Origin of the sequence: Nonomuraea sp. NPDC005501 (genome assembly GCF_040605905.1) — a bacterium.
Taxonomy (GTDB): domain Bacteria; phylum Actinomycetota; class Actinomycetes; order Streptosporangiales; family Streptosporangiaceae; genus Nonomuraea.
In genome coordinates, this window is the sequence record NZ_JBEXDT010000055.1 from 17,447 (window position 1) to 41,747 (window position 24,301).

General features: G+C 73.3%; 13 protein-coding genes. 6 read left to right on the top strand and 7 right to left on the bottom strand.

Annotated features, from left to right (window positions below):
- Positions 1–33: 33 nt before the first annotated feature.
- Genes ABZS51_RS25035 through ABZS51_RS25045 form a run of 3 tightly spaced genes read left to right on the top strand, consistent with a single transcriptional unit; the run spans position 34 to position 2,961 of the window.
- Entirely contained in the window at positions 34–912 is an 879-nt protein-coding gene (locus ABZS51_RS25035; protein WP_355445444.1) for a thiamine pyrophosphate-dependent dehydrogenase E1 component subunit alpha, read from the top strand.
- Positions 909–1,889 (top strand): transketolase C-terminal domain-containing protein, encoded by a 981-nt coding sequence (locus ABZS51_RS25040; protein WP_355445447.1) that lies wholly within the window; start codon positions 909–911, stop codon positions 1,887–1,889. Before ABZS51_RS25035 ends, ABZS51_RS25040 begins: the two co-directional genes overlap by 4 nt.
- Entirely contained in the window at positions 1,882–2,961 is a 1,080-nt protein-coding gene (locus ABZS51_RS25045; RefSeq protein WP_355445450.1) for a 2-oxo acid dehydrogenase subunit E2, read from the top strand. The genes ABZS51_RS25040 and ABZS51_RS25045 overlap by 8 nt, the downstream gene beginning before the upstream one ends.
- On the opposite strand, the gene ABZS51_RS25050 is transcribed toward ABZS51_RS25045, so the two are convergent.
- The 4 genes from ABZS51_RS25050 to ABZS51_RS25065 are packed head-to-tail and all read right to left on the bottom strand — an operon-like array spanning position 2,935 to position 17,592.
- Positions 2,935–8,388 (bottom strand): amino acid adenylation domain-containing protein, encoded by a 5,454-nt coding sequence (locus ABZS51_RS25050; protein ID WP_355445453.1) that lies wholly within the window; start codon positions 8,386–8,388, stop codon positions 2,935–2,937. The two genes, ABZS51_RS25045 and ABZS51_RS25050, sit on opposite strands and share 27 nt — an antisense overlap.
- Positions 8,385–14,621 (bottom strand): amino acid adenylation domain-containing protein, encoded by a 6,237-nt coding sequence (locus ABZS51_RS25055; protein WP_355445455.1) that lies wholly within the window; start codon positions 14,619–14,621, stop codon positions 8,385–8,387. The genes ABZS51_RS25050 and ABZS51_RS25055 overlap by 4 nt, the downstream gene beginning before the upstream one ends.
- Entirely contained in the window at positions 14,618–16,180 is a 1,563-nt protein-coding gene (locus ABZS51_RS25060; RefSeq protein WP_355445458.1) for a condensation domain-containing protein, read from the bottom strand. Before ABZS51_RS25060 ends, ABZS51_RS25055 begins: the two co-directional genes overlap by 4 nt.
- Before the next feature lie 2 nt (positions 16,181–16,182).
- On the bottom strand, positions 16,183–17,592 hold the full coding sequence (locus ABZS51_RS25065; RefSeq protein ID WP_355445461.1) for an AMP-binding protein: 1,410 nt from the start codon (positions 17,590–17,592) through the stop codon (positions 16,183–16,185).
- Positions 17,593–17,735: 143 nt separating this feature from the next.
- On the opposite strand from ABZS51_RS25065, the gene ABZS51_RS25070 reads away from it, so the two are divergent.
- The 3 genes from ABZS51_RS25070 to ABZS51_RS25080 are packed head-to-tail and all read left to right on the top strand — an operon-like array spanning position 17,736 to position 21,059.
- Positions 17,736–17,975, top strand: a complete 240-nt coding sequence (locus tag ABZS51_RS25070; RefSeq protein ID WP_355445464.1) for an acyl carrier protein — start codon at positions 17,736–17,738, stop codon at positions 17,973–17,975.
- Positions 17,968–19,212, top strand: coding sequence for a condensation domain-containing protein (locus ABZS51_RS25075; protein WP_355445467.1), 1,245 nt, complete (start codon positions 17,968–17,970; stop codon positions 19,210–19,212). The genes ABZS51_RS25070 and ABZS51_RS25075 overlap by 8 nt, the downstream gene beginning before the upstream one ends.
- Positions 19,209–21,059, top strand: coding sequence for a N,N-dimethylformamidase beta subunit family domain-containing protein (locus tag ABZS51_RS25080; protein ID WP_355445469.1), 1,851 nt, complete (start codon positions 19,209–19,211; stop codon positions 21,057–21,059). Before ABZS51_RS25075 ends, ABZS51_RS25080 begins: the two co-directional genes overlap by 4 nt.
- Here the strand turns inward: ABZS51_RS25080 and ABZS51_RS25085 are convergent.
- Genes ABZS51_RS25085 through ABZS51_RS25095 form a run of 3 tightly spaced genes read right to left on the bottom strand, consistent with a single transcriptional unit; the run spans position 21,038 to position 24,292 of the window.
- Positions 21,038–22,678: a hypothetical protein gene (locus ABZS51_RS25085; RefSeq protein ID WP_355445472.1), complete on the bottom strand. Its 1,641-nt coding sequence runs from the start codon at positions 22,676–22,678 to the stop codon at positions 21,038–21,040. The two genes, ABZS51_RS25080 and ABZS51_RS25085, sit on opposite strands and share 22 nt — an antisense overlap.
- The gene (locus ABZS51_RS25090) at positions 22,675–23,616 is read right to left on the bottom strand and encodes a methionyl-tRNA formyltransferase (RefSeq protein ID WP_355445475.1); all 942 of its coding nucleotides are present in this window, start codon (positions 23,614–23,616) and stop codon (positions 22,675–22,677) included. The genes ABZS51_RS25085 and ABZS51_RS25090 overlap by 4 nt, the downstream gene beginning before the upstream one ends.
- Before the next feature lie 10 nt (positions 23,617–23,626).
- Positions 23,627–24,292: a PIG-L family deacetylase gene (locus tag ABZS51_RS25095; RefSeq protein WP_355445478.1), complete on the bottom strand. Its 666-nt coding sequence runs from the start codon at positions 24,290–24,292 to the stop codon at positions 23,627–23,629.
- Between the last annotated feature and the right edge of the window lie 9 nt (positions 24,293–24,301).

A 24,301-nucleotide genomic window follows, 5' to 3' on the forward strand; every position in this document is an offset into this window, starting at 1 on the left:
TTTCTGGAGGTTCTCCCGGGACTCAAGGGGCCTATGAACAGGCTGGCTGATGAGGACTTGGCGCTGCTGCTGCTGATCCGGTCCTTCGAACGGAAGCTGCTCGCGCTCTTCGAGCGGGGCGAGCTCAACGGCACCACCCACACCTGCCTCGGGCAGGAGTACGTTCCCGTCTCCCTGCGCCCGCTGCTGAGCGATGGTGACTGGGTGTTCAGCAACCATCGCGGTCATGGCCACTACCTGGCCCGGTTCGAGGACCCCGAAGGGCTGCTCGCCGAGATCATGGGCCGGAAGGGCGCCGTGTGCGACGGCGTGGGGGGCAGCCAGCATCTGCGCCGCGACCGCTACCTGTCGACCGGGGTGCAGGGGCAGAGCCTGCCGGTGGCCGCCGGTGTCGCCCTGCACCTGAGGCGGCACGAGCCCGGCGCGCTCGCCTGCGTGTACATCGGTGACGGGACGTGGGGCGAGGGAGCGGTGTACGAGGCGTTGAACATGGCGGGGCTCTGGCGGCTGCCGCTGCTCGTGGTGGTGGAGCACAACGGCATCGCCCAGTCGACGCCGACCGAGCTGCAGATGGCGGGCACCGTCGCGGGGCGGGCGGCCGCTTTCGGGATCGGGCACACGCGGGTGTCGAGCCTGGATGTCGCCGACATACGACGGCAGCTGGCGCCCTTGGTGGAGACCGTCCGGGGTGGCTCGCCGTCGGTGGTGGAATTCGCCACGCACCGCCTCGGCCCGCACAGCAAGGGTGACGACACCCGCCCGCCGGACGCCGTTCGCCCCGACTGGTACGCCTCCTACCAGGCCGAGCATCCCGGCCAGTCGGCCCGGATCGAGGCGGCGGCCCGCGCCCGCGTGGACGCGATCGCCGAAGAGGTGGCCGCCCGCCCCCCGGCCGCCCGGACCGCCGCGTGAGGGTCGGCGAGAACCTCAACCAGGCCCTGCACGGCCTGCTCGGCGACGACCCGGGCGTGTACGTCCTCGGCGAGGACATCCTGGATCCCTACGGCGGCGCCTTCAAGATCACCCGCGGCCTGTCCACCCGCTTCCCCGACCGGGTCCTGACGACGCCGCTCAGCGAGGGCGCGATCGTCGGCGCCGCCTCGGGCCTCGCGCTGGCGGGGGAGAAGGCCATCGTCGAGATCATGTTCGGTGACTTCGCCGCGCTCGCCTTCGACCAGATCGTGAACTTCGCCAGCAAGTCCGTCTCCATGTACGGCCGGCGCGTCCCCATGCCGGTGATCATTCGCTGCCCCTCGGGGGGCAATCGTGGCTACGGCCCCACCCACAGCCAGAACCTGCAGAAGCACTTCGTCGGCGTGCCCGGCCTGTCGCTCTTCGAGATGTCGCCGTTCCACGACAACCGCGCCGTCCTCGACCGCATGCTCGCGCTGGAAGAGCCCTGCCTGCTCTTCGAGGACAAGGTCCTCTACACCCGCCGGATGTACGACGTGGACGAGCTGTTCACCCGGGACCTCGTGGGAGACGTCGCCGTGGTGCGGTTCGACGGCGACCTCGACTACGCGGTGATCGCTCCGGGTGGCGTGGCGCACCGGGCCATCGCCGCCATGCGGACGCTGCTGCTCTCCCATGACCTCGCCGGGGCGGTGCTGGTCCCGTCGCGCCTGTACCCGTTCGACCCCGCCGCGCTGCTGCCGCTGCTCGGTCAGGCGGGACTGATCTGCGTGGCGGAGGACGGCAGCGCGGGCGGCACCTGGGGCGCGCACCTCGCCGCCGACCTGCACACCCGGCTGTGGGGCTCGCTCCGGCGGCCGATCCGCCTGGTCAGCTCGGCCGACAGCGTGATCCCCGCGGCCGCTCACCTGGAGCGCGACGTGGTGCTCCAGGACAGCACGATCTGCCGGGCCGTACTGGAGGCGCTCGATGGGTGAGATCCGGGTCCCGAAACTGAACAACAACGACTCGGAATACACGCTGCTGGAGTGGCTGGCCGAGGACGGCGCGCCGGTGCGCCGGGATGACCCGCTGGTGACGCTGGAGACGTCGAAGACGGTGGACGAGCTGGTCAGCGAGCAGGACGGGGTGCTCACCCAGCTGGTGCGGACGGGTGCGACGTGCACCCCCGGCCAGCTGATCGCCCGAGTCGGCCCGGTGCCCGCCGCCCGGCCGAAGCCTGACGGCGAGCCGGGGCCCGAGCCGGAGCCGGTCCCCGAAGCGGGCGGGCCGATCGTCACGGCCCCCGCGCGCGCGTTGCTGGACGAGCTCGGCCTCGACCCCGCACTGGTGGCCGGGCTGGAGGTCAAGGTGGTGCGGCGAACCGACGTGGAACGGCTCGCCGCCGCGATCTCCACCGCCGGTGGGCAGACTCGTGCGCTGTCCAACCACCAGCGCGCGGTCGGCCGGACCGTGACCCGGTCGCACCAGACCATCCCCGCCGGCTACACCGCGATAAAGGTGGACGTCACCCCCGCCCTGACGACGGCCCGGACCCTGACCAGGCGACTACGCAGGCTGGTCGGCCTTCCTGACCTGCTCATCGCCGCCGTCGCCCGGCTGCACGCCGACTTCCCGATGTTCTTCGCCGAGCTCGTCGACGACCGGACCGTCCGCATCCCCGATCGGCCACGCGTAGGGGTGACGATCGACATGGGAACCGGCCTCTACGTGCCGGTGATCCGCGATCGCCTGACCGTGCCGGACATCGCCGAGCGCCTGGCCGAGTTCCGCAGGCTGGCCCAGCACGGCGGGTTCGGCGAAGAGCACCTCACGGGCGGGAACATCGTCGTCACCCTCCATCACGACGCCGACATCATCATGGCCGTCCCGATCGTCTTCCCCGGCCAGGCCTGCGCCGTCGCCCTCACCTCACCACAGCCCGAAGGCGGGCGGACGGTGGCGGCGATCGGCCTGGCCTATGACCACCGGCTGGTCAACGGCAGGGAGGTCGTCCTGTTCCTGCAGGCGCTGAAGGAGACCCTAGAGCGTCCGCCCGAGGGCCTGTAGCCCGACCAGGTCGTCCGGGGTCGCGTCGGCGCTCCTGTCGAGCAGCACCGGCAGCCTCGACCGCAGCGCCACCACCGCCACCACCGTGATCGCCAGGGCGAACAGCAGGTACATCAGCCCCACCCCCCGCCCGGCGCCGGTCCCGATGAGCGCCCCGACGGTCGGGGCGAGCGCCCCGTCGGGGGCGAGCAGCGGGTCGAAGACCGCCGCGCCGTACGGCGCCACGAGCCCGAAACCGAGCGGCAGGGTGGACCAGGCGATCAGCGTGTTCAGCGCGAACACCCGCCCGTGGAACCGCTGCGGCACCTTGACCTGCACGATCGTGGCATAGATGCCGTTCAGCAGCGTCACCCAGAGCGACATCCCGAACGCCCCGATCCCGATCGTCACCAGATCCGCCCGCAACCCCGTCACCAGGCAGAACACCGCCAGCGCCAGCGTGCACCACAGCACCGCCCGCATCCGCCCCCGCCTCGGGCCGCCCCAGGCCGTCATGGTCAGGCCGGCGACGAAGACCCCCAGCCCGGACACGAACGAGATCCGCCCCACGTCCGCCAGCGTGCCGAAGGAGAGCACCAGCGGCGAGATCAGCAGGAACAGGGGCGACAGGAAGATGTTGAGCACCGCGAAGTAGACGAGCATCTGACGGAACCCCGCGTTCCCCCAGGAGTAGCGGAACCCGGCCGCCATCTCCGCCAGCACCGGCTCCTTCCGGCGCCAGGCCATCGCGGCGGGGAAGCGCACCAGCGACGTCACCCCGATCGCGAACACGTAGCTGGCCACGTCCAGCACGAGTATCCCTTCCAGCCCGATCGCGGCCATCAGCCCGACGGCCGCGAGGGGGACGAGCAGCTGCGTCATGCCACCGGCCATCTGGACGATGCCGTTGGCGTGCCCGAGGTAACGCTTGGGGACGAGTTGCGGCACGGCAGAGGTGTAGGCCAGCCGCTGGAACGTGAGCGCCACGGACAGCACCGCGAGGAGGGGGTAGACGTGCCAGGTCTGCAGGTTGCCCGTCCAGAGGAGTGTCCCGAACACGAGTTGGGCGCCGACGGCGGCGGCGTCACCGCCGAGCATGACGGCCCGGCGGTTCCCCCGGTCGACGATCGCGCCCGCCAGCGGGGCGACGACCATCCCCGGCAGCAGCCCGATCACGGAGAGCAGGGCGAACTGCGCCAGCGAGCCCGTGGTCAGATAGATCCAGATGGGGATGGCGAACCCGGTCAGCGCCGACCCCAGCAGGGACACCAGCTGACCGGTGGCGACGGCCGTGAACCGCTTCATGCTCGGCTGCGGCCCGGCCGGCGCGGTCCGCGCCCCGGCCCGCGACACCTCCCGCAACCGCCAGCTGACCCCGCCCACGGCCTCCGCGCCCGCCCCAGGCTCTGCGACGGGCTCTGCGACGGGTCCTGATGCCGGGGCCGGGGCAGAAGCCGGGGCAGTTGCCGGGGCTGGGTCGGGCTCGCTCGGTGCGAGGGCGAGATGCGTGCGGGTGACGATCTCGGCGAGCTCAGCCGCCCGATATTTCAGGAAAAAGTGGCCCGCCTCGTCCAACTCCACCACGGCGGCCGTGGGCGTGAGGAAGTGCCACTCGCGATACCGCTCCTCGAAGTACTCGGTCGCCGGGTCGTGCTCTCCGGCCACGCTGATGATCGGCGCCCGCAGCCGCTCCACCGAGCTCTCGAACAGCCCGGTGAAATACTCCTCGGCGGCCTCGCTGTCGCGCCGCATGTTCCTGATGATGTGCCGGGCCTGTCCCGGCTCCAGGTCGCCCATGTCCAGACCCATGGACGTCAGCCAGTTGACATAGCCGCGGTCGCTCCGCAGGAACTCCCGTCTGGCCAGCCTGGACAGCGCCGCCATGGGCCCGCTCCGGGGGCGGGCGAACGGGAAGATCGCCCCGATGTACACCGCTTCGAGCTCCCGTCCCGCCGCCTCCAGCCGACGCGCGATCTCGACGATCAGGGCCGACCCCACGCCGCAGTGCCCGTACAACGCGACCGGTCCGCGGACCTTCTCCTGGATCTCGCGCACGCACCGGGCCGCCACCTCCTCCAGCGGCAGCCGCTCCTCGTCCAGGCCGACGTCATGCCCGGGGATGGCGAGCGACCACAGGGCGTACGTCTCCGGCAGGGCGTCGGCCAGCGGCTGGTACACCACCGCCGCGCCTCCGCCGTACGGCACGCACACGTAGGTGAGCTCAGGAGGAGCGGCACGGCGAGGCGTCAGCTCGTGCAGGAGCCCGCGCGACGCGGTGGCGGTGCCGTCGACCAGCGCGGCCAGCCCGCGGATGGTCGGGTGCTTGAACAGGTCCACCACGGCGATGGGCGCCGCGCCGGGCGGCGACACCCTGCGCAACCTGGCCACCACCTTGATCGCCAGCAGGGAGTGCCCGCCGACGTCGAAGAAGTCGTCATCGACGCCGAAAGCCGCGCCGTCGCGGGCCGACACGTCCAGCACCTCGGCCCAGACCGCGGCGACCAGGCGCTCCGCCTCCGTGCCGGGTGGGACGCGCCCGCCCGGTTCCGCGTCGCCCGCCGATGACGTGGGGGCGGGCAGGCGCCGCCGGTCCACCTTGCCGTTGGCCGTCAGGGGCAGGTGGGAGAGGGGGACGAAGCGGGTGGGGATCATGTACGCGGGCAGGGTCTCGGTGAGGTGGCCGCGCAGCCGTACCGGATCGACCCGGCCCACCACGTACGCCACCAGTTGCGCCCGGGTGCCCGAGCCGTGGGTGGTGACCACGCACTCCGCCACGTCCGGGTGGCGGGAGAGATGGGTCTCGATCTCGCCCAGCTCGACGCGGTAGCCGCGGATCTTCACCTGCGCGTCGGCGCGGCCGAGGAACTCGATGGTGCCGTCCGGGGCGTAGCGGCCCAGATCACCGGTGCGGTAGAGGCGCTCGCCGGTGCGCGGGTGGGCGATGAAGGCGGCGGCGGTCCGTTCCGGGTCGCGCCAGTAGCCGGTGGCCACGCCCGCTCCGCCGATGTAGAGGTCGCCGGGCACGCCCACGGGCACGTCGCACAGGCCGCGGTCCAGGATGTGGAAGGACTGGTTGGCCAGCGGGCGGCCATAGGGGATCGACGACCAGCCCGGGTCCACCTCGCCGATCGGGTGGAAGATGGACCAGATGGAGCCTTCGGTGGCGCCGCCCAGGCTGATGATCTCGGCCTCCGGGGCGAGGGCGCGGATCCGGCCGGGGAGCGTCAGCGGGATCCAGTCGCCGGACAGCAGCACCAGGCGCAGCGAGCTCAGGTCGGTGCCTTCGTGCTCGGCGTGGTCGACCAGGAGCTCCATGAGGGCGGGAACCGAGTTCCACACGGTGACGCGGTGCTCGGTGACCAGGCGGGCCCAGGCGGCGGGGTCCTTGTCGGCCGACGGTTCGCCCATGACGAGGGTCGCCCCGGCGGCCAGGGCGCCGTAGACGTCGTAGACGGAGAGGTCGAAGCTGAGGGCCGACAGCGCGAGGATCCGGTCGCGCGGGCCGACGTGGAAGCGGTGGTTGAGGTCGCGGACGGTGTTCAGGGCGGCTCGGTGCTCGATCATCACGCCCTTCGGGCTGCCGGTCGAGCCCGAGGTGAAGATCACGTAAGCGAGGTCGTCCGGTTCCGCCGGGCACTCGGGCGCGGCCGGTGGAGCCGGCGAGGGGGTCACCGGGACGCGGGTCACGCCGGCGGGCCAGGTGAGGTCAAGCCACGGCTGGGTCACCGCGACGCGGCACTCGCCGCGCGCCATCAGCTCGAAGCGCCGCCGGTCCGGCAGGTCCGCGTCGACCGGCAGGTACGCCGCTCCGGCCCTGCCGATGGCCAGCACCGCGACGACCTGCTCCCACCCCCTCTCCATCACGACCGCCACCAGCTCCCCGCGCCCCACGCCCGCCGACGTCAGCTCGGCGGCCAGCAGCGCGGCCCGCCGGTCCAGCTCCGCGTACGTGATCTCGCCGCCCGGGTGGTCGACCGCGACGGCATCGGGCGCGTACGGCACCCGCTCCTCGAACGGGCGGTGCAACAGGCCGGCCGCGCCCAGGTCGAGCCCGGTGTCGTTCCAGCGGTCCCGTTCCGCCCGTTCCGGGGCCGTGAGCAGCTCGATCGTGGAGACGGGGGCCGACGGGTCGGCCGCGACCCCGTCGAGCAGGGCGCCGAGATGCCCGGCCATGCGCGCGATCCGCTCGGCCGAGAACAGCGCGACGTTGTAGACGAACAGGAACGAACCATCGCCACCGGTGTACAGCTCCAGATCGAACCGCGTGGCCCACACGCCCGGCGAGAACCCCTCGACAGCCGGCCCGCCGGCGGATGACGGCTCGCCGCCGTAGTTCTGCATCGCGAACAGCACCTGGAACAGCGGCGACCGCGACACCTCGCGCGGCACGTTCAGCTCCGCCACCAGCCGCTCGAACGGCAGCTCCTGATGCGCGTAGGCGTCCATGGACAGGTCCCGCACCCGGTGCACCAGCTCCAGGAACGACGGATCGCCCGAGAGGTCCACCCGCATGGCGAGCATGTTGATGAAGCAGCCGACGAGCCCGTCCAGCTCCGGCAGCGAACGCCCGGCCACCGGGGAGCCCACCGCCACGTCGTCCTGCCCGGCGTAGCGGCCGAGCAGCGCCGCGAAGGCCGCCAGCAGCACCATGTACGGCGTGGCGCCGTGCTCCCGCCCGAGCCGCTCCAGCCGCGTCACCAGAGCGGGGTCCACCTGGAAAGGGTGTGCCGCACCGAGGTAGGTCAGCTCGGGCGGCCGGGGGAAGTCCGTGGGCAGCTCCAGCGGCGGCAGGCCGGCCAGCCGCTCGCGCCAGTAGGCCACGTCGTCCGCGCCGCCGGGCCGCTCGCGCTGCCAGGCGGCGAAGTCCCCGTAGGTGACCGGCAGTTCGGGCAGCGGGCCCCCGCCGTAGCAGGTCAGGAGCTCGCGCAGCAGGACGTTCGCGGACCAGCCGTCGGCTGCGATGTGGTGGACGGCGATGGCCAGCACGTGATCGTCGGCCGCCAGCCGTACCAGCAGGGCTCTGATCACCGGCCCGGTGACCAGGTCGAACGGCTCGGCGAGGAAGCGGTCGACCAGAGCCCGCGCCCCGTCGTCGGCGGCGGCGTCGGCGATGGTCAGCGGGACCGCGATGTCCGCCGGGACCGTCACCGTCGGCTGCCCGTCGTCACCGACCGGGAAGCGGGTCCGCAACGGCTGGTGCCGCGCGGCGACCCGGTCCAGCGCGTCACCCAGCAGCTCCGCGGAGAGCGGGCCGCGCAGCCGCCGGACGAACGGGATGGTGTGCGCGGGGTTGCCCGGCGCGTACTGCTCCATGAACCACAGCCGCTCCTGCGCGTAGGACAGCGGCGGCGCCTGCCCCTCCGGCAGCCGCGGAATCGTCGCGACGCTTCCGCGCCGCCGCAACCGCTGGGTCAGCAGCGCCCGCTGCGCCTGGGTCAGCTCGCTCACGCCGTGTCCTCCGCGTCCAGCATGCTCAGCGCCTGTTCGTCGGACAGCCCGGCCACCTCCGCCAGCAACGCCTCCTCGACGGCGCGCGCCAGGTCGGCGACGGTCCGGCGGGCGAACAGCGTACGGATCGGCAGGTCCACCCCCGCGATCGCCCGGAGCCGTGCCGCCACTCTGATGGCGAGCAGCGAGTGCCCGCCGAGCGCGAAGAAGTCGTCGAACGCGCCGACCTTGTCCGCGCCGAGCACCTCCGCCCAGACGTCGGCGACCAGCTCCTCCGCGTCCGACCGCGGCGGCGTGGCCTCCTGGCCCGCGGGGCGGTCCGGCTCCGGCAGCGCGCCGCGGTCGAGCTTGCCGTTCGCGGTGAGCGGCAGCGCGTCGAGGACGACCCAGCGGGTGGGGACCATGTACGGCGGAAGCCGCCCGGCCGCGTGCCGGCCCAGCTCGGCCGCCTCGCCCACCACGTAGGCGACGAGCTCGCCGTCCCTGGCGACCACCGCGACCTGCCGCACGTCCGGATGCGTGAGCAGGCAGTGCTCGACCTCGCCCGGCTCGATGCGGAAGCCCCGCACCTTGACCTGCTCGTCCATGCGCCCGAGGAACTCCAGCAGGCCGTCGGGGCGCAGCCGGACCCGGTCGCCGGTGCGGAAGTACCGGTCCCCGCCGGGGAGCCGGACGAAGCGCTGGGCCGTCAGCTCCGGCAGGCCGAGATAGCCGCGGGCGACGCCCGGGCCGCCGATGTACAGCTCGCCTGGGGCGCCGGGCGGGGTGGGCGCGCCGTGGGCGTCGAGGACCCGGACGGTGGTGGCCTCGATCGGGCGGCCGATGGGCGGGCGCGGGTCCGGGTCGCCGGCCAGGTCGGTGGCGGTCGCGACGATCGTGGTCTCGGTGGGGCCGTACGTGTTGACCAGTCGCACCCGGTCGCCGAACCGTCCGCGCCAACGGGCCAGCGCGGTGGCGCGCACCTGCTCGCCGCCGATGACGACCAGGCGCAGGGCGGCCGGCCAGGCGATCTCGTCGATCAGGTCCACGAGCTGGTGGAAGTACGCCGTCGGGAGGTCGAGCACGGTGATGCCGGGGCGCGCGGCGAGCAGATCGGGGAGGGTGGCGCCGCCGTCGGGGACGAGCACGACCGTGGCGCCGGCGGCCAGAGCGGGGTAGAGCTCCTCGGCGTGGGTGTCGAAGCTCAACGAGGCCAGCTGGACCACCTGATCCCCGGGCCGCAGGCCGTACTCGCGGCGCATCCACCGGACACGGGCGGCCAGGCCGGCGTGCTCGACCGCCACCCCCTTGGGGGTGCCTGTGGAGCCGGAGGTGTGGATGACGTACGCGAGGCCGTCGCGGGGGTCCTGGCCGCCGGGGCGACCGTCCGCGACGAGCTGACCGTCCGCGACGAGCTGACCGTCCGCGACGAGCTGACCGTCCGGGACGAGCTGGCCGTCCGGGACGAGCCGATCGTGGGGATGACGGTTCGGGCCGGAGGCGGAGAGGCCGCCTGAGACGCGCAGGCCGTCGGAGACGGTCAGGCGGGCGCCGCTCGTGGTGAGCATGTGCCGGTGGCGGGTGACGGGATCGGCGGGGTCGAGGGGCAGGTAGGCGGCTCCGGTGCGCCAGACGGCCAGCATCGCCACCACGGCGTCGACCGACCGGCCGAGACGGAGGCCGACCACGTCACCAGGCCGCGCGCCGTGCCTGGTCAGCTCGGCGGCCAGCCGGGAGACCCGCTCGGCCAGCTCGCCGTAGGTCACGCTCTCCGGCCCGCAGACGACGGCCGGCTCGTGAGGGTGGGCGGCGACGGCTTCCGCGATCATCCCCGGCACGTCGACGCCCGGCACGGCGCTCCCGTCGCCGCCCGCCGAGGCGATCAGCTCCGAGTCGGCGGCGGTGAGCATCGGCAGGCTCGACAGGCGGGCATGACGGTGGTCCGGGTCGGCGATGCCGCGTAACAGCACCGCGAACCGGTCGGCCAGCCCCGCCACCGTCTCCCGGTCGAACAGCCCCGCGTCGTACCCGAACGCCACCCGCAGCCGCCCCGGCGCCCGCCAGGCCTCCACCACCAGATCGAACTTGGCCTGCCGGTAACCGTCGTCGAAGTACGTCATCTCCAGCTCGTCGCCGAGCCGATCCTGCTCCCCGTCCGCGGTCTGGCTGTTCAGCGTCAGCATGGTCTGGAACATCGGCTTCCTGGTGATGTCCCGCTCGATGTCCAGGTCCGCCAGCAGCCGCTCGAACGGCACGTCCTGGTGCGCCATCGCGTCCAGCACCGTCCTTCGCGTCCTGGCCAGCAGCTCGTCCAGCGTGGGATCGCCCGACAGGTCACCGCGCAGCACCAGGGTGGTGCTGAGATAGCCGACGATCGGCTCCATCTCCACCCGGTCCCGCCCGGCGGTGGGCGAGCCGACCAGGACGTCCGTCTGACCGGTGTGCCGCGCCAGCAGCATCTGGTACGCCGCCAGCAGCACCATGAACAGCGTGCTGCGGTGCCGCCGCGCCGTCGCGTCCAGCGCCTTGGCCAGATCGTCGGGGATGTCCAGCAGGTGGAAGTCGCCGCGCGCCGGACCCGGCGTGTGCGGACGGTCGGTGTGCAGCGCCAGCGTGGGCGGGTCGGCGAGCCGTTCCCGCCAGTACTCCAGCGCCGCGGTCCCGTCCTGCTCCCGCTGCCACCGTGCGACGTCCCCGTGCTGGACGATCAGCGGCGCCAGGCCCCCCGTGCCGCCCGACCGGGCTTCGGCGTACAGGACGGCCAGGTCGTTCAGGAGGACGGTGATCGACCAGCCGTCGGCGATGATGTGGTGGAGCACCACGCACAGCACGTGATCGTCGTCGCTCAGCCGGATCAGCGTGATCCGCAGCGGTGGCGCCGTACCGAGGTCCATGGGGGCGTTGGTGCGGGCGGCGACCCACGCGCGGGCCTGCGCCTCGTCACTGGCGTCGAGCCGTTCGACGGCCGCGGGCGCGGCGTGCTCGACGACGGCGACCGGCCGCCCGTCCACCTCGGGAAAGCGGGTGCGCAGCGACTCGTGCCTGGCGAGCAGCGCGGTCAGCGCCCGCCGCAGTGCCTCGGGGTCGAGCGGGCCGCGAAGCCTGCGCACGACGTACATGTTGTACGAGGCGTCGCCCGGATCGAGCCGGTGCAGGAACCACAGCCGTTCCTGGGCGGCCGAGAGCGGAGGCAGCGTGCCGGGCGGGCGCGGGACCGGGGGGCGGCCCGGTTCGGCGGGCAGGCCCTCCAGCGTCGCCGCGAACCCCGCCACGGTCGGGTGCCCGAACAACGTCCGCAGCGGCACCGTCGTCCCCGCGGCCTCCAGCCTGGCGATGACCTGGGTGGCCAGCAGCGAGTGGCCGCCGAGGGCGAAGAAGTCGTCGTCCGCGCCGATGTCGCCGATCCTGAGCACGTCGCCGAAGATCTTGGCCACCTGCCGCTCGCGGGCGGTGCGCGGCCTGCCTCCCCTGCCCGCGACCGGGCCCTCCGGCTCGGGCAGCGACCGCCGATCGACCTTGCCGTTGGGCGTCATCGGCAGTGCGTCGAGCGCCACCACGGCACGGGGCACCATGAAGGAGGGCAGCCAGCCGGCCACGTGGTCGAGCAGGCCGACCGGGTGGCCCGGGGGCCCGGCGGTCCCGGGGGCAGGCGTGGTCACCACGTAGGCGACCAGTTCGTCCTCGCGGACGATAACGGCCGCCCGCCGCACGTCCGGATGCGACTCCAGGGCGGTCTCGATCTCGCCCAGCTCGATCCGGTGGCCGCGCAGCTTCACCTGGCCGTCGTCCCTGCCGAGGAACTCCAGGTCGCCGTCGCCGAGCCACCTGACCCGGTCGCCGGTCCGGTAGAGCCCGGTCCCGAAGCGCTCGGTGGTCAGCTCCGGCCTGCCCAGGTAGCCGAGCGCGAGCCCCGCCCCGCCGATCGCCAGCTCGCCGGGCACGCCGATCGGCGCCGGCGCGCCGGCGCCGTCGAGCACGTGGACGTGGGTGTTGGCGATCGGCCGTCCGATGCGAACCCGGCCGGGCTCGGCGGGGACCTCCCAGGCGGTGGACCAGATCGTGGTCTCCGTCGGGCCGTACATGTTGAACAGCCGGGCAACCCGCCGTCGCAGCCGCCTGGCCAGCGCGAGCGGCAGCGCCTCGCCACCCGCCAGCGCCACCAGCCCGGAGGCGTCGAGTCCGGCGGACAGCAGCATGTTCCAGCCCGACGGGGTGGCCTGTACGTGCGTGACGCCCGACGCGGAGATCAGCCCGGCCAGCGCGGCGCCGTCGCGCACGGTCTCGTCCCCGGCCAGCACCAGCCGCCCGCCGGTCACCAGCGGCAGATAGAGCTCCAGCCCCGCGATGTCGAAGGAGAGGGAGGTGCTGCCCAGCCACACGTCCGCCGGTCCGGCCCCGAGCAGCCGCTCCATCCCGGCCAGCAGGTTCACCAGCGCCGAGTGGGGCACGGCCACCCCCTTCGGGCGGCCGGTCGAACCGGAGGTGTAGAGCACATAGGCGGCCGACCCGCCGTCCGGTCCAGGAGCGGCGGGTCCAGAGGCAGCGGATCCTGAGGCGGCGGCCGGGGATGGGGCGTCGTCCAGGGTGAACCGGGCTCCCGAGTCGGCCAGCACATAGGCCACCCGGCTCGCCGGAAGCGCCGGGTCGATCGGCAGGTAGGCGGCTCCCGTCAGCATCACGCCGAGCAGCGTCCCCGGCAGTGCCGCCGACCGCCGCACGCGGACGGCCACCACGGCTCCCGGCCCCGCGCCCCGCTCCCGCAGTTCCGCCGCGACCCGTACGGCCTGGGCGGCGAGCATGGCGTAGGAGAGGTGGTCGTCGCCGCACGAGACGGCGGTCGCCTCCGGACGCAGCCGGGCCTGCCGCATGACCAGGTCCACCACGGTCGCGGCCGGCACCTCGAGGGACGGGCCGTGCGAGACGCGGTCGAGCAGCGCGCGCTCCGCGGCGGGAAGCAGGTCCAGCTCCGACAGCCGAGCCTCGGGAGCGGCGACGATCGAGGCCAGCAAGGTCAGGAAGCGGGCCGCGAGGCGGGTCACCGTCTCCCGGTCGAACAGCTCGGTGCTGTAGAACAACGCCCCGTGCCAGCCCCCGCCCGACGGCCAGAGATCCATCCGCAGGTCCACCATGGCCGGAGGCGCCCCGTGCGGGAACGGCAGGCTCTCCATCCCGGCGAACGACTCCGCCTCGTCGTAGCCGACCGCGGAGTTGTGCAGCGCCAGCATCGTCTGGAACAGCGGCGTGCGCGACAGGTCGCGCTCGATGTCGAGCGCGGACAGCACCCGCTCGATCGGCACCTCGCGGTGCGCCATCGCCTCCAGCACGGTACGGCGGGTACGGCGCAGCACCTCGGTGAACGACGGATCGCCCGACAGGTCCCCCCGGAGCACCAGCGTGGAGGCGAACAGCCCGACCATCGGCTCCAGCTCCGGCCGATCGCGGCCGGCGGTGGGTGAGCCGACCACGATGTCGTCCTGCCCGGCATGCCTGGCCAGCAGCACCTGGTACGCGGCCAGCAGCACCATGAACAGCGTCGAGCGCTCGGCCCTGGCCAGCCGCGACAGCGCGCCGGCGAGCTCGGGCGGCAGCTCGAAGCCCACGTCGTCGCCCGCGCTGCTCCGCTGGGCGGGACGCGGCCGGTCCGTGGGCAGCTCCAGCGGCGTCACCCCGGCCAGCCGGCCCGTCCAGTAGCCGATGTCGGCGCCGGCGTCGCGGCTGCGCTGCGCGTCGGCGTACTCGGCGTAGCGGACGGGCAGGCCGGGGAGGGAGACCGGTACGCCTTCCACGCGGGCGAGGTAGCAGGCGGCCAGATCGCTCATCAGCACGTTCAGGGACCAGCCGTCGCCGATGATGTGGTGCAGCACCACGCACAGCACGTGGTCGTCGTCCGCCAGCCGGACCAGCGTGATCCGCAGGGGCGGGGCGGAGGCCAGATCGAAGGGCGTGTTGACGCGCTCGCCGAGCAGCCGCGCGACCTCGTCGAGCGCGGGCCCTTCCGGGGCCGGCGGCTCGAACGCCATGAGCTCGACCGGGACCGGCCCCGGCGGGTCGATCACCGCGACCGGCAGCCCGTCCTGGTCGGGGAACCTCGTGCGCAACGACTCGTGCCGCTCCACGACATCCCCGAACGCCCTCGTCAGCGCCTCGACGTCGAGCGTCCCGCGCAGCCGCCGGACCACCGCGACCCGGTAGGCCGCGTCGGACGGGTCGAGCCGCTGGAGGAACCAGAGCCGCTCCTGGCCCAGGGAGATCATGACCGCAGCCCGTCGATGGCCGCGGCCACCCCGATGATCGTCGGATCGTCGAGGAACACGTCGAACGGCACCTCCACCCCGAGCCGTTTCCTGATCCGCGCGCTGATTTGCGTGATGGTCAGGGAATGCCCGCCGAGGTCGTAGAGGTCCTCGTCCGGCGCGATGTGGTCCATCCGCAGGACCTCCATCCAGATCAGCCGCACCTGCTCGATCAGCTCCCCCTCGGCGAGCTCGCCGCCGGCCCCGGCGTGCGCGGGCCCGGCCGCGGGCGCGGCCACAGTGGCGTCCACGGTGGCGTCCACGGGGGCGTCCACGGTGGCGTCCAAGGGGGCGGCCAAGGGGGCCGCCACAGGGGCGGGCACGGGGGCGCCGGGGAGCGGCAGGTCGGCGAGCCGCACCTCCGGATCGGCGGAGACCGCGCGCAGCACCGCGGAGAGGTGGTCCGCGGCCAGCTCGACGTCCCGCCGGGAGATCACGTCCGGGCTGTGGTGCAGCGTCAGGAGCAGGCCGTCGGCGCCGTCGACGGCCTGCAGGTGGAGCGCGTTCCTGACCATGTGGTTGGACATCCTCCAGTCCACCGACAGGCTCAGGCCGGGGAAGACCTGGTCCGGCGCGCGCCGCCGGTAGCTGATGGACACCGGTGCGAGCGCCGCCCTCGGCTTGATGCCGCCCACCGCCCTGGCCACGGGCACCTCGCGGAAGGCGTTGAGCTCGCGCAGCTCGTCCCTGAGGCCCAGGGCCAGCTCAAGGAAGGAGCCTCCGGGCGGGAACGACGAGAACACCGGCAGCTCGGTGGCGAACAGGCCGATGTGGTCCCGGGTCTCGGCGGTCCTGGTCGACATGGACACGGCCACGGACGTGTCGGCGTTGCCGTACCGGTGCAGAAGGGCGTGCACGGCGGCGAGGAACACCTGGAATCTGGTCAACCCGGGCAGGTCGGGAAGGTCATGGGTCAGGTCGCGCAGCACGGTCTCGCCGTGCTCGGCCAGTCGCGGCGTCCTCGTCGCCCCGTTGATCACGACGTGTGGCACCTCGCGCCACCGCGCCCGCCAGTACGCCCGCGCCTCCGGCGAGGGCTCCTCCGCCATCCCGTACGGCATGGGCAGCGGCGGGGAGGGGGCCCCGGAGTAGGCGGCGGCCAGATCCCGTACGAGCAGGTCCTTCGAGATGCCGTCGAAGACGAGATGGTGACCCACGAACAGCAGTAGGTGCCGGGACGGCGACATCTCCACCAGCGTGAACCGGGCCAGCGGCCCGGCGGACAGCTCGAACGGCAGCGCGATCTCCCGCTCGACCAGGAGGCGGGGGTCCGGCTCCACGACGAACGCGATCGGCGGGGCGCCGGAGGCGGGCACCAGGTGCAGCGAGCCGTCACGCTCCTCGAAGGCGCAGCTCAGCACCGGGTGCCGCGCGACCACCGCCCGGCACGCCGCCAGCATCGCCTCCCGGTCCAGCGGGCCGTCGAACCACATGGCGAAGGGCATGTGATAGGCCGTGCCGGTGCCGTGCATCACCTCCGTGATCCACATGCCGTGCTGCGCCTGCGACGCCAGGACCATGTTCACTCCTCTGCCATGCCGCGCAGTTCTCGCTTGATCACTTTTCCGGCGGTGTTCCTGGGCAGCGCGTCCACGCACAGCAGCCGGGTGGGCAGCTCGTGCTGGGCGAGCCGCTCGGACAGGAAGGCTCGCAGACCGGCCAGCGTCACCGGCTCGTGTGACACGACGGCCGCCGCCACCGCCATGCCCATGACCGGGTGCGGCACGCCGAACACCGCCGCCTCGGACACGGCCGGGTGCTCGTGCAGCGCGGCCTCGACCTGGAGCGTCGAGACCTTGACGGCCCCCGACTTGATCACGTCGCTCTCCCGGTCGACGAGGTACAGGTAGCCCTCGTCGTCGAGGTAGCCGAGGTCGCCCATGCGGACCCAGCCGTCCCGGAAGGTGTCGTCGCGCTGCTCGCCGTAGTAGGCGCGGGAGTGCGCCGGGCCGCGCAGCCACACCTCGCCGGTCTCGCCCGGCCCGGCCGGGTTCCCGTCGGCGTCCGCGATCCTCAGGGCGCCGGCCGCGTGCCCGAGAGCGCCCGGCCGGTCGGGGTCGTAGATCATGATGGTCTGGGCCGGGGCCGCCTCGGTCGAGGTGTAGTAGTTCGCGACCGTCGCGTTCGGGAAGGCCTCGGTCAGCTCGGCGGCGACCTTCGGCGGCAGCGCGGCGGCGGCCGAGCCGAGCAGCAGCACGCTCGACAGGTCGTGGCGGTCCTGGACACGCGCGCCGAGCAGCTCGACGGCCATCGCGGGCACGACGAACACGGTCCCCGCCGCGTACGCCTCGATGAGCGCCGCGAAGCGGGCCGGCGTGAACAGCGGCGGGGTGACCACGGTGGGCGCGGCGGTCAGCGCGTGGAGCAGCATGACCTGGCCGGCGTTCGTGCCGATGGGGAAGGCGTGCACGAGATGCCGGGAATGAGCGAACGGGCGGCGCTTGGGGTGGACGGGCGGGGAGGTGAGGTTCGCGTGGCTCGCGGCCACGCCCTTGGGCTGTCCGGTGGTGCCGGAGGTGTAGAGGATCTGGGCGAGGTCGAGCGGGTCGGCCTCGAACGGGAGCCGGCCGGACGCGCCCGTGAGCTCGTCGCCGCGCCGGATGGTCGTCGTCGCGCCGCAGTGCTCGATCAGGGCGGCCAGCTCCGGCGCGGCCAGGCGGTCCGACAGCGGGACCGCGACGGCGCCCGCCTTCAGCACCGCCATCCAGCTCACCGCGTAGTCGAGCCAGTCACCGCCGCCGAACACCAGCGCGACGCGGTCACCTCGGCGTACGCCCCGGTCCAGCAGATGGTGGGCGGCGGCGTCGGAGCGTTCGTCCCACTCACCGAGTGTCAGGCCGCCTCTTCCGGCGACGATGAGGGCTTCGTGGTCGGGGGCGGTGGCGGCGCGTGAGCTCAGCAGAGCGGGGACAGGAAGGGCCGACTGAACCACCTCCCAAAATAATTATCGGGCTGCCGCAAGACGCTAGAAAAAATGCACATTTGCGTCAACCCCTTACCGGCAGCCGCTTGCCGCCATCCAGCCCCGCGTGACACACTCGCCCCGATTTCCGGGAAACGGGAGGGCTTTTCCAGGTGCAGACGGACGAGGAGCTACGCGGACGGCTCGCCGACATGGTCGCCACGGCCACCGACGGCGCGGTCGAGGCGGCCGAGGTGCTGGCGGGCGAGGCCCGGCTGGCCGATCTCGGCGTCACGTCGCTCGGCTATCTCAGGCTGATCGACGCGGTGGAGGCCGAGTTCGGCGTCGAGCTCGACCTGGCATCGGCCGGCAGCCTGGACGAGCTGGTGGACTACGTACGGCTCCATGCCTGACTCGCCGCTCACCTGGGGTCAGCACGACATCTGGCGGGCCGTCGTGGCGGCGCGGCCGGAGGAGCACTATCTCAACATCGGCCGCATCTTCGCCGCGCCGAAGCGGCCCGTGACCGTCGAGCGCGCCGTCAAGGCCCTGGACGGGCTCGTCGCCCGGCACGAGGCGCTGCGCACCCGCCTCATCGGGCCCCCTGACCGGCCCCGGCAGCGGATCTCGGCCGTCGCCCAGCCGTACGTCGAGGTGACGGACGAACCCGCGCAGGCGGTGTGCGACCGGTTGTCGGCCGAGCCGTTCGACTACTGGGAGGAGTGGCCGCTGCGGGTGGCGTTCGTCGTGGCCGGCGACCATGTCCGGCATGTCGTGCTGGTCCTCTGCCACCTGGCCGCCGACGGGCACGCGGCCGAGCTCCTGGTGAAGGACTTCCGGCTGCTCCTGCTGCGCGATGCGCTGCCGCCGGTGCGGAGCGCCACGCCGCGCGAGATCGCCGAGTGGCAGCACTCGGCCGAGGGACGGCGCACGTCGGACGAGGCCCTGGCCTTCTGGCTGTCCGAATACCGGCGCATGGACCCCGTGAACCTGTCGGACGTCCCCCGGAGCCCGCGGTTCCGGGAGGCCACGATGACCTCCGAGGCGATCGCCGCGGCGGCACAGGCCGTGGCGGCCCGCGAGCGGGTGAGCTCCTCGACGGTGCTGCTCACGGCCGCGGTCCGGCTCGCCGGGCGGCTCACGGGCCAGCGGTTCTGCGGCATGCGGGTGATCGTCAACAACCGGTTCGCGGCCGATCGCCGCGACGTGGTCTCCACGATCTCCCAGGAGGGGCTCGTGCTCCTCGACCTGCGTACCTCCCCTTTCGGGCAACTGGTGCGGCAGGGCTGGCGAGTGGCCCTGCGGGCGTACCGGCAGGCCCAGTTCGATCCGTACGCGATGGAGGAGGCGGTGTCGGGCGTGGGACCGGCGATCAGGTCGTTCGGCTGCTTCAACGACCAGCGGCTGGTGCAGCACGACGGGGCGGCGGGGCTGGACGAGCGCGCCGTCCGCGCCTCGATGGAGCGGACCGAGCTGGCCTGGACGGACGCCATGGACCGCAACATCTGCGACTTCCGGCTGCATCTCGGCGGCGAGCCGGGGCGGATGGAGGTGTCGCTGTACGCCGACACCGCGCTGCTCGCGCCGCCCGGGATCGAACGGTTCCTGCTCGACCTGGAGTCGATGCTGGTCGAAGCGGCGGCCGCATGACCCTGTACGCGGCGGCCACGTCGTGCGCGCAGGGCGAGACCCTCCGGTTCCACCTGCTGGGGGACGGGGGCGCGATCACCGTCGAGGACGTGCCGTCGGGACGGGTCGTGCTCCGGGACACGGCCGGCGGCGACACCTGGACGCTCGAGGTGGGCCCGGACTGGCCCAGCTCGCTCTATCGCGCCGTCCTGGGCGACGGGTCCGCCTACTTCGTCGTACGGGGGCGGGTGCCGGCTTCCCCGGTGGTGGTGGCGATCCCTTTCCCCACCTGGGAGGCGTACAACCGGCCCGGCGTCCCCGGTGAGGGGCTCTACCAGTCCGAGCAGCCCGATCGCGCGGTCAAGGTCGGCTTCGACCGGCCGGGGGCGGGGCCGCAGGTCGAGGAGTGGGAGCTCGGGCTGCTGCGGTGGCTCGGCCCGTCGGGGTACGCGGTCGACTACTGCTCGGGGCTGGACCTGCACGGCGGTCTCGACCTGCTCAGCCGCTACCGGCTGCTGGTGATCAACGGACACGACGAGTACTGGTCGTGGGAGATGCGGGACGCCGTGGAGGCGTTCGCGCGAGCCGGTGGAAATATCGCGATATTCTCCGGCAACACCTGCTGGTGGCAGGTCCGCTTCGAGGACGACCTCCGGACGATGGTCTGCTACCGCGATGCCGTCGCCGACCCTCTCTCGCGCACCGACCCCGGCCGCACCACCGTCGAGTGGCCCAGCGACCCCGTCAACCGTCCCGAGAACACCCTCACCGGGCTGACCTTCCGCAACGGCGCCGGCTGCTGGGTGGACTCGCGGGTGATGTCCCAGGAGTCCTACACGGCCCGCTTCACCGACCACTGGGTCTACGCGGGCACAGGCCTGCGGGACGGCGACACGTTCGGCAGGGGCGCGCTCGGTTACGAGACGGACGCCGCCGACCTGGAGTGGCAGGACGGCGTACCCCGGGCCACGGGCCGCGACGGCACCCCGCCGTCGTTCGTCGTCCTCGCCACGGCGGACCTGTCGCACTGGCGCAGCCACGGCAAGGGCGGTGCGGCGACCATGGGCGTGCACCGGCTGGGAGCCGGGACCGTCTTCAACGCGGGCACCATCAACTGGGGCAACACCCTGGCCACCGACCCGGTCCTGGCCCGCATCACCCGCAACGTCATGGACCGCCTCTCCCGCCCTCCCGGCCCGCCGCGGTGGGAGGACATCGGCCCGGCCGGCCCGCCGGTCCCGTCCGCGGAAGACCCGCCGGTCGCGCTCGTGGTGTGCGAGAACCGGCTGTTCGCCGCCGGGTCCGGCGGAACGCTGAGCACCCGTCACCTGTCCGGCCAGAACCTGCCCTGGCGCCCGATCGACGTCACCGACGCCCTGGCGCTCGCCGCCCCCCGTGAGGCCCACGGCGGCCCGCCGGCGGGCCTGTACGGCCTGGCCCCCGGCGGCGCCATCCGCTACCGGGACCCCGTCCTCCGCCCGGCCCCTTGGACGGACGTGAGCCGAGCGCCGGAGCGCGCCACGGGCCTGGCCGCCGCCGACGAGGCTCTGTTCGCCCTCACCTCGGACGACGAGCTGTGGTACCTCCCCATCCGCCGGCTCGCGGACGCCGCCTGGGTCCGGATGGGCGGCGGGGGCGGGGCCACGGGCCTGACGGCGATGAACGGGCGCCTGTTCGCCATCGCGGGTGACCGCGTCGTGACGAGAACGGTCGACCGTCAGGACACGGAGTGGACCGACCTTGGCCCGGCCTGGACCGAGACCCCCGGACCGGCCCCTTCCGCGAGCCGTGTCGCGACGGCCGCCGCCTCGGGACGGCTCGTCGTCGCGGCTCCTGACGGGCGCCTCTACTGGCGGTCGCTCTCGTAGGCCAGCCACTGCGCGCACGTGTGCAGGCCGTAGTCGAGGTCCACCTCCGGCCGCCACCCCAGCTCGCTGAAGGCCCGCCCGACGTCCACCGCCGTCTCCTCCGCCGTCTCCTCCTCCGCCGCCCCCGCGTCAGGAGCGGCCTCGATCGGCACGGGACGGACCGCCCCGGCCACCGCCTCGGCCAGTTCCCGCCCGCTCAACGGCCGCGGACCCGCGATGTCGTACACCCCCGATCCGCTGGTCAGAGCGGCTATGACGGCGGCGGCGACGTCCCGCACGTGCACGAGCCGCCCCACCCCGCCATCGGCTCGCAGCGGCCGGTTCAGCGACGACCGCAGCACCTGCTCCGCCACCGTCCCGCCCTGCGGCATCCCCGGCCCGTACGGCTCCCCGAGGCGCAACACCACCGCCTCCCCGGCCGCGACCCCCCGGGAGCCGAGCAGGATCTTCCGGCCGCCGAAGCCCGAGAAGGCCGCGCGCGCCAGTCGCAGCTCCTCGGCCGGATCGGCGTCCGGCTCCGGCGCGCAGACGTGCACCAGCGCGTCGGGATGATCGGATGCCAGGTGACCGCGGTCGGCGAGCGCCCACGTGACCTGGTCGCGCAGCCAGGTGTCAGGGCCGGTCACGGCGACCGTCCGCCGTTCCACCGCCTGGGGAGCGGCCGAGAGCCCCGCCGCCAGCCCGTCGCGTGCGACGTCGTGGAGCTCGTCCGACAGCCGGGCCAGCTCGCGAGCCCCGAGCTCGTGGCAGAGCCCGCCGGGCCCCATGGTCCCCAGCGCCCGATCCAGCACCCGCGCGTCCCCGGAGTTCTCCTGGACCACGCCCATGGTGAAGGCGGTGAGCCAGAGCGGCCACCAGCGGCCCGGGAAACGCGCCCGCAGGCCGCCGACGTCGAAGCCCCGCCCGTCCAGGTAGTCCTCGCAGCGGATGTCCCGCCACCCCGAGCCGCCGGGCACGGCGCACTGCGCCACCCCTCGCTTGAAGAACGGGATCGCGGCCAGGGAGCCGAGCACCCTGGCCTCGTCGGACGGCGGCTCGTCGGCGAAGAAGCAGGGTGAGCGCCGCAGCCCCTGGAAGTCGTTCTCCACCAGGCTGGCCAGGTCCTCGTGCTCGGCCAGGCTGGGCACCGCGACGTACACCGGCACACCGGCCTGCCGGAGGTACCGGCCCATCAGCACGTCGTCCGGCCAGGTGCCGCCCCGCCCGCGTGCCCATTCCACGTACCCCTCGGCCACCCGCCGGGGCAGCAGCAGCGCCGCGACGGGTGTGTACTCCCCGGCCCCGCGCACCCAGCGCGCCCCGGCGAGGGCGCCCAGGCGCACGGCGGCGCCGTTGCGCGAGTTCCAGAACGCGAACAGCGCCAGCGCCGCGTCCGGCATGGCCCGGGCGGCCGCCGCCGCCCGCTCGAAGAACGTGTCCGACAGCACCATGTCGTCATGGAGCAGCACGTGGTGGGTGGCTCCCTCGGGGATGCTCGACCACGCCAGCAGCGACGTCCGGAACGCCGACGGCCGCCCTCCCGGATCGGGATCGGTGACCACGTCGAGGACGCCGCCCGCCAGGCTGACGGCCGCCTCCATGCGCTTGGGGTGCGCCATCACCGCCCCGGTGAGCCTCACGTCCCCAGGCATGTGCCTACCGACAGCTCGCCCGACTCCAGCAGGGCCAGCGCGTCGTGCCGTCCGGCGCCCTCCCACTGAGCCTCGCGGAGGACGAGCAGCCCGGAGCCGCACGCCACCAGAGCCCCGGCGCCGCCGGTCGACCAGACCGGCGCCAGCACGGTGCCCGGCGGCTCCCGGTGCTCGCCCCACTCGATGAGGTCGGCGCTGTGCACGAACAGCTTGCGCCCGCCGGCGAAGGTGAAGGCTCCCGGGTACGGCGCGGCCAGCGCGCGTACCCAGTCGTAGACCTCGCTCGCGGGTCTGGACCAGTCGATCACGCCGTCCTCCGGCCGCCGCCGCTCCCACACCGATCCGCCCGGCGGCTGCGGGCGCGCCACCACCTGGCCCGCGAGCAGCAGCGGGACGTACTGGGCGAGCAGCTCGATGTTGATCTCGGTCACCTTGCGGTACACCTCGGTGACGTCGTCGCGGCGGCTCACCGTGAACTCGCGCTGGGCGATGAGCTCGCCCTCGTCGGCGCCCTCGTTCAGGAAGAACAGACTGACGGCGCTGGACCGGATGCCCTTGATGATCGTCCAGGGCAGCGGGGCCCGCCCACGACCCTCGGGCAGCCGGGTGGGGTGCAACCCGACCGAGCCGAGCGGGCACGCCGACAGCAGCGGTTCGCGGACGAGCTGTGACCAGCCGGCGATCACGAACAGGTCGATGTCCAGGTCGGTGACCAGCTTGTGCGCCCGGCCGTCGTTGATGTCGGCGGTCTCCAGCAGCGGGATGTCGTGCCTGGCCGCCGCCTCCTGCAGCGGTGCGTAGCCCGAGCGGTGCTGCAACTGGGGCGGGTAGCCGATGAGCAGCGACGGGGGAGTGCCCTGAGCGGCGAGTACGTCCACGGCCGGTGCCGCGAACTCCATACCGGTGCAGAACGCGAACCTCTTCACAGAACCACCCTTACAGGACCTCCCTCAGCACGCCGAACGCCTCGGCGTGTGTGACTCCGATCTCCGCGCCCCGCAGTGTGGCCAGCGCCGTCACCGACTCCTCGCTCCTGATGTGCGGTGCGGGCCGGTGCTGGCTCTTGTAGCCGCGCAGCGCCTCCAGCTTGCGTTCCATGTGCGGGCTGATGTCGCAGTAGGCCGTCGAGCGCGGCATCGGCTCGGCCGCCCACTGCAGCTTCGACATCTCGTACAGCAGCACGGTCGGCACGAGCCACTTGCCGAACTGCTGGGCGATGGGCCTGGCCGCCGCGAACCCGGCACCGAACACCGCGAGGTGGTCCTGGTCGTAGTCGGCGAAGCTCGGCAGCAGCAGCAGGTCGGGCCGCCGCTCGTTCAGCGCCTGCTCGAACAGGTCGACCAGGTCCTTGCGCGGCAGCGTGTCCAGCCGCTCGGTCAGGTCCATGTCGCCGTACGCGATCTGGTAGGAGAAGCCCAGCGTGGCCCGGACGGCCTCGATCTCGTCCAGCCGCTGGCGATAGGTGGTGGCGCCGTCGAGGCCGTAGTGCCGCATGCCGTCGACCGCCAGATACAGGACGTGGACCTCGGCGCCCGCCTCGACCTGTGCGGCGATCAGGCCGCCGCAGCCGAGTACCTCGTCGTCGGCGTGCGGAGAGATCACCAGCACACG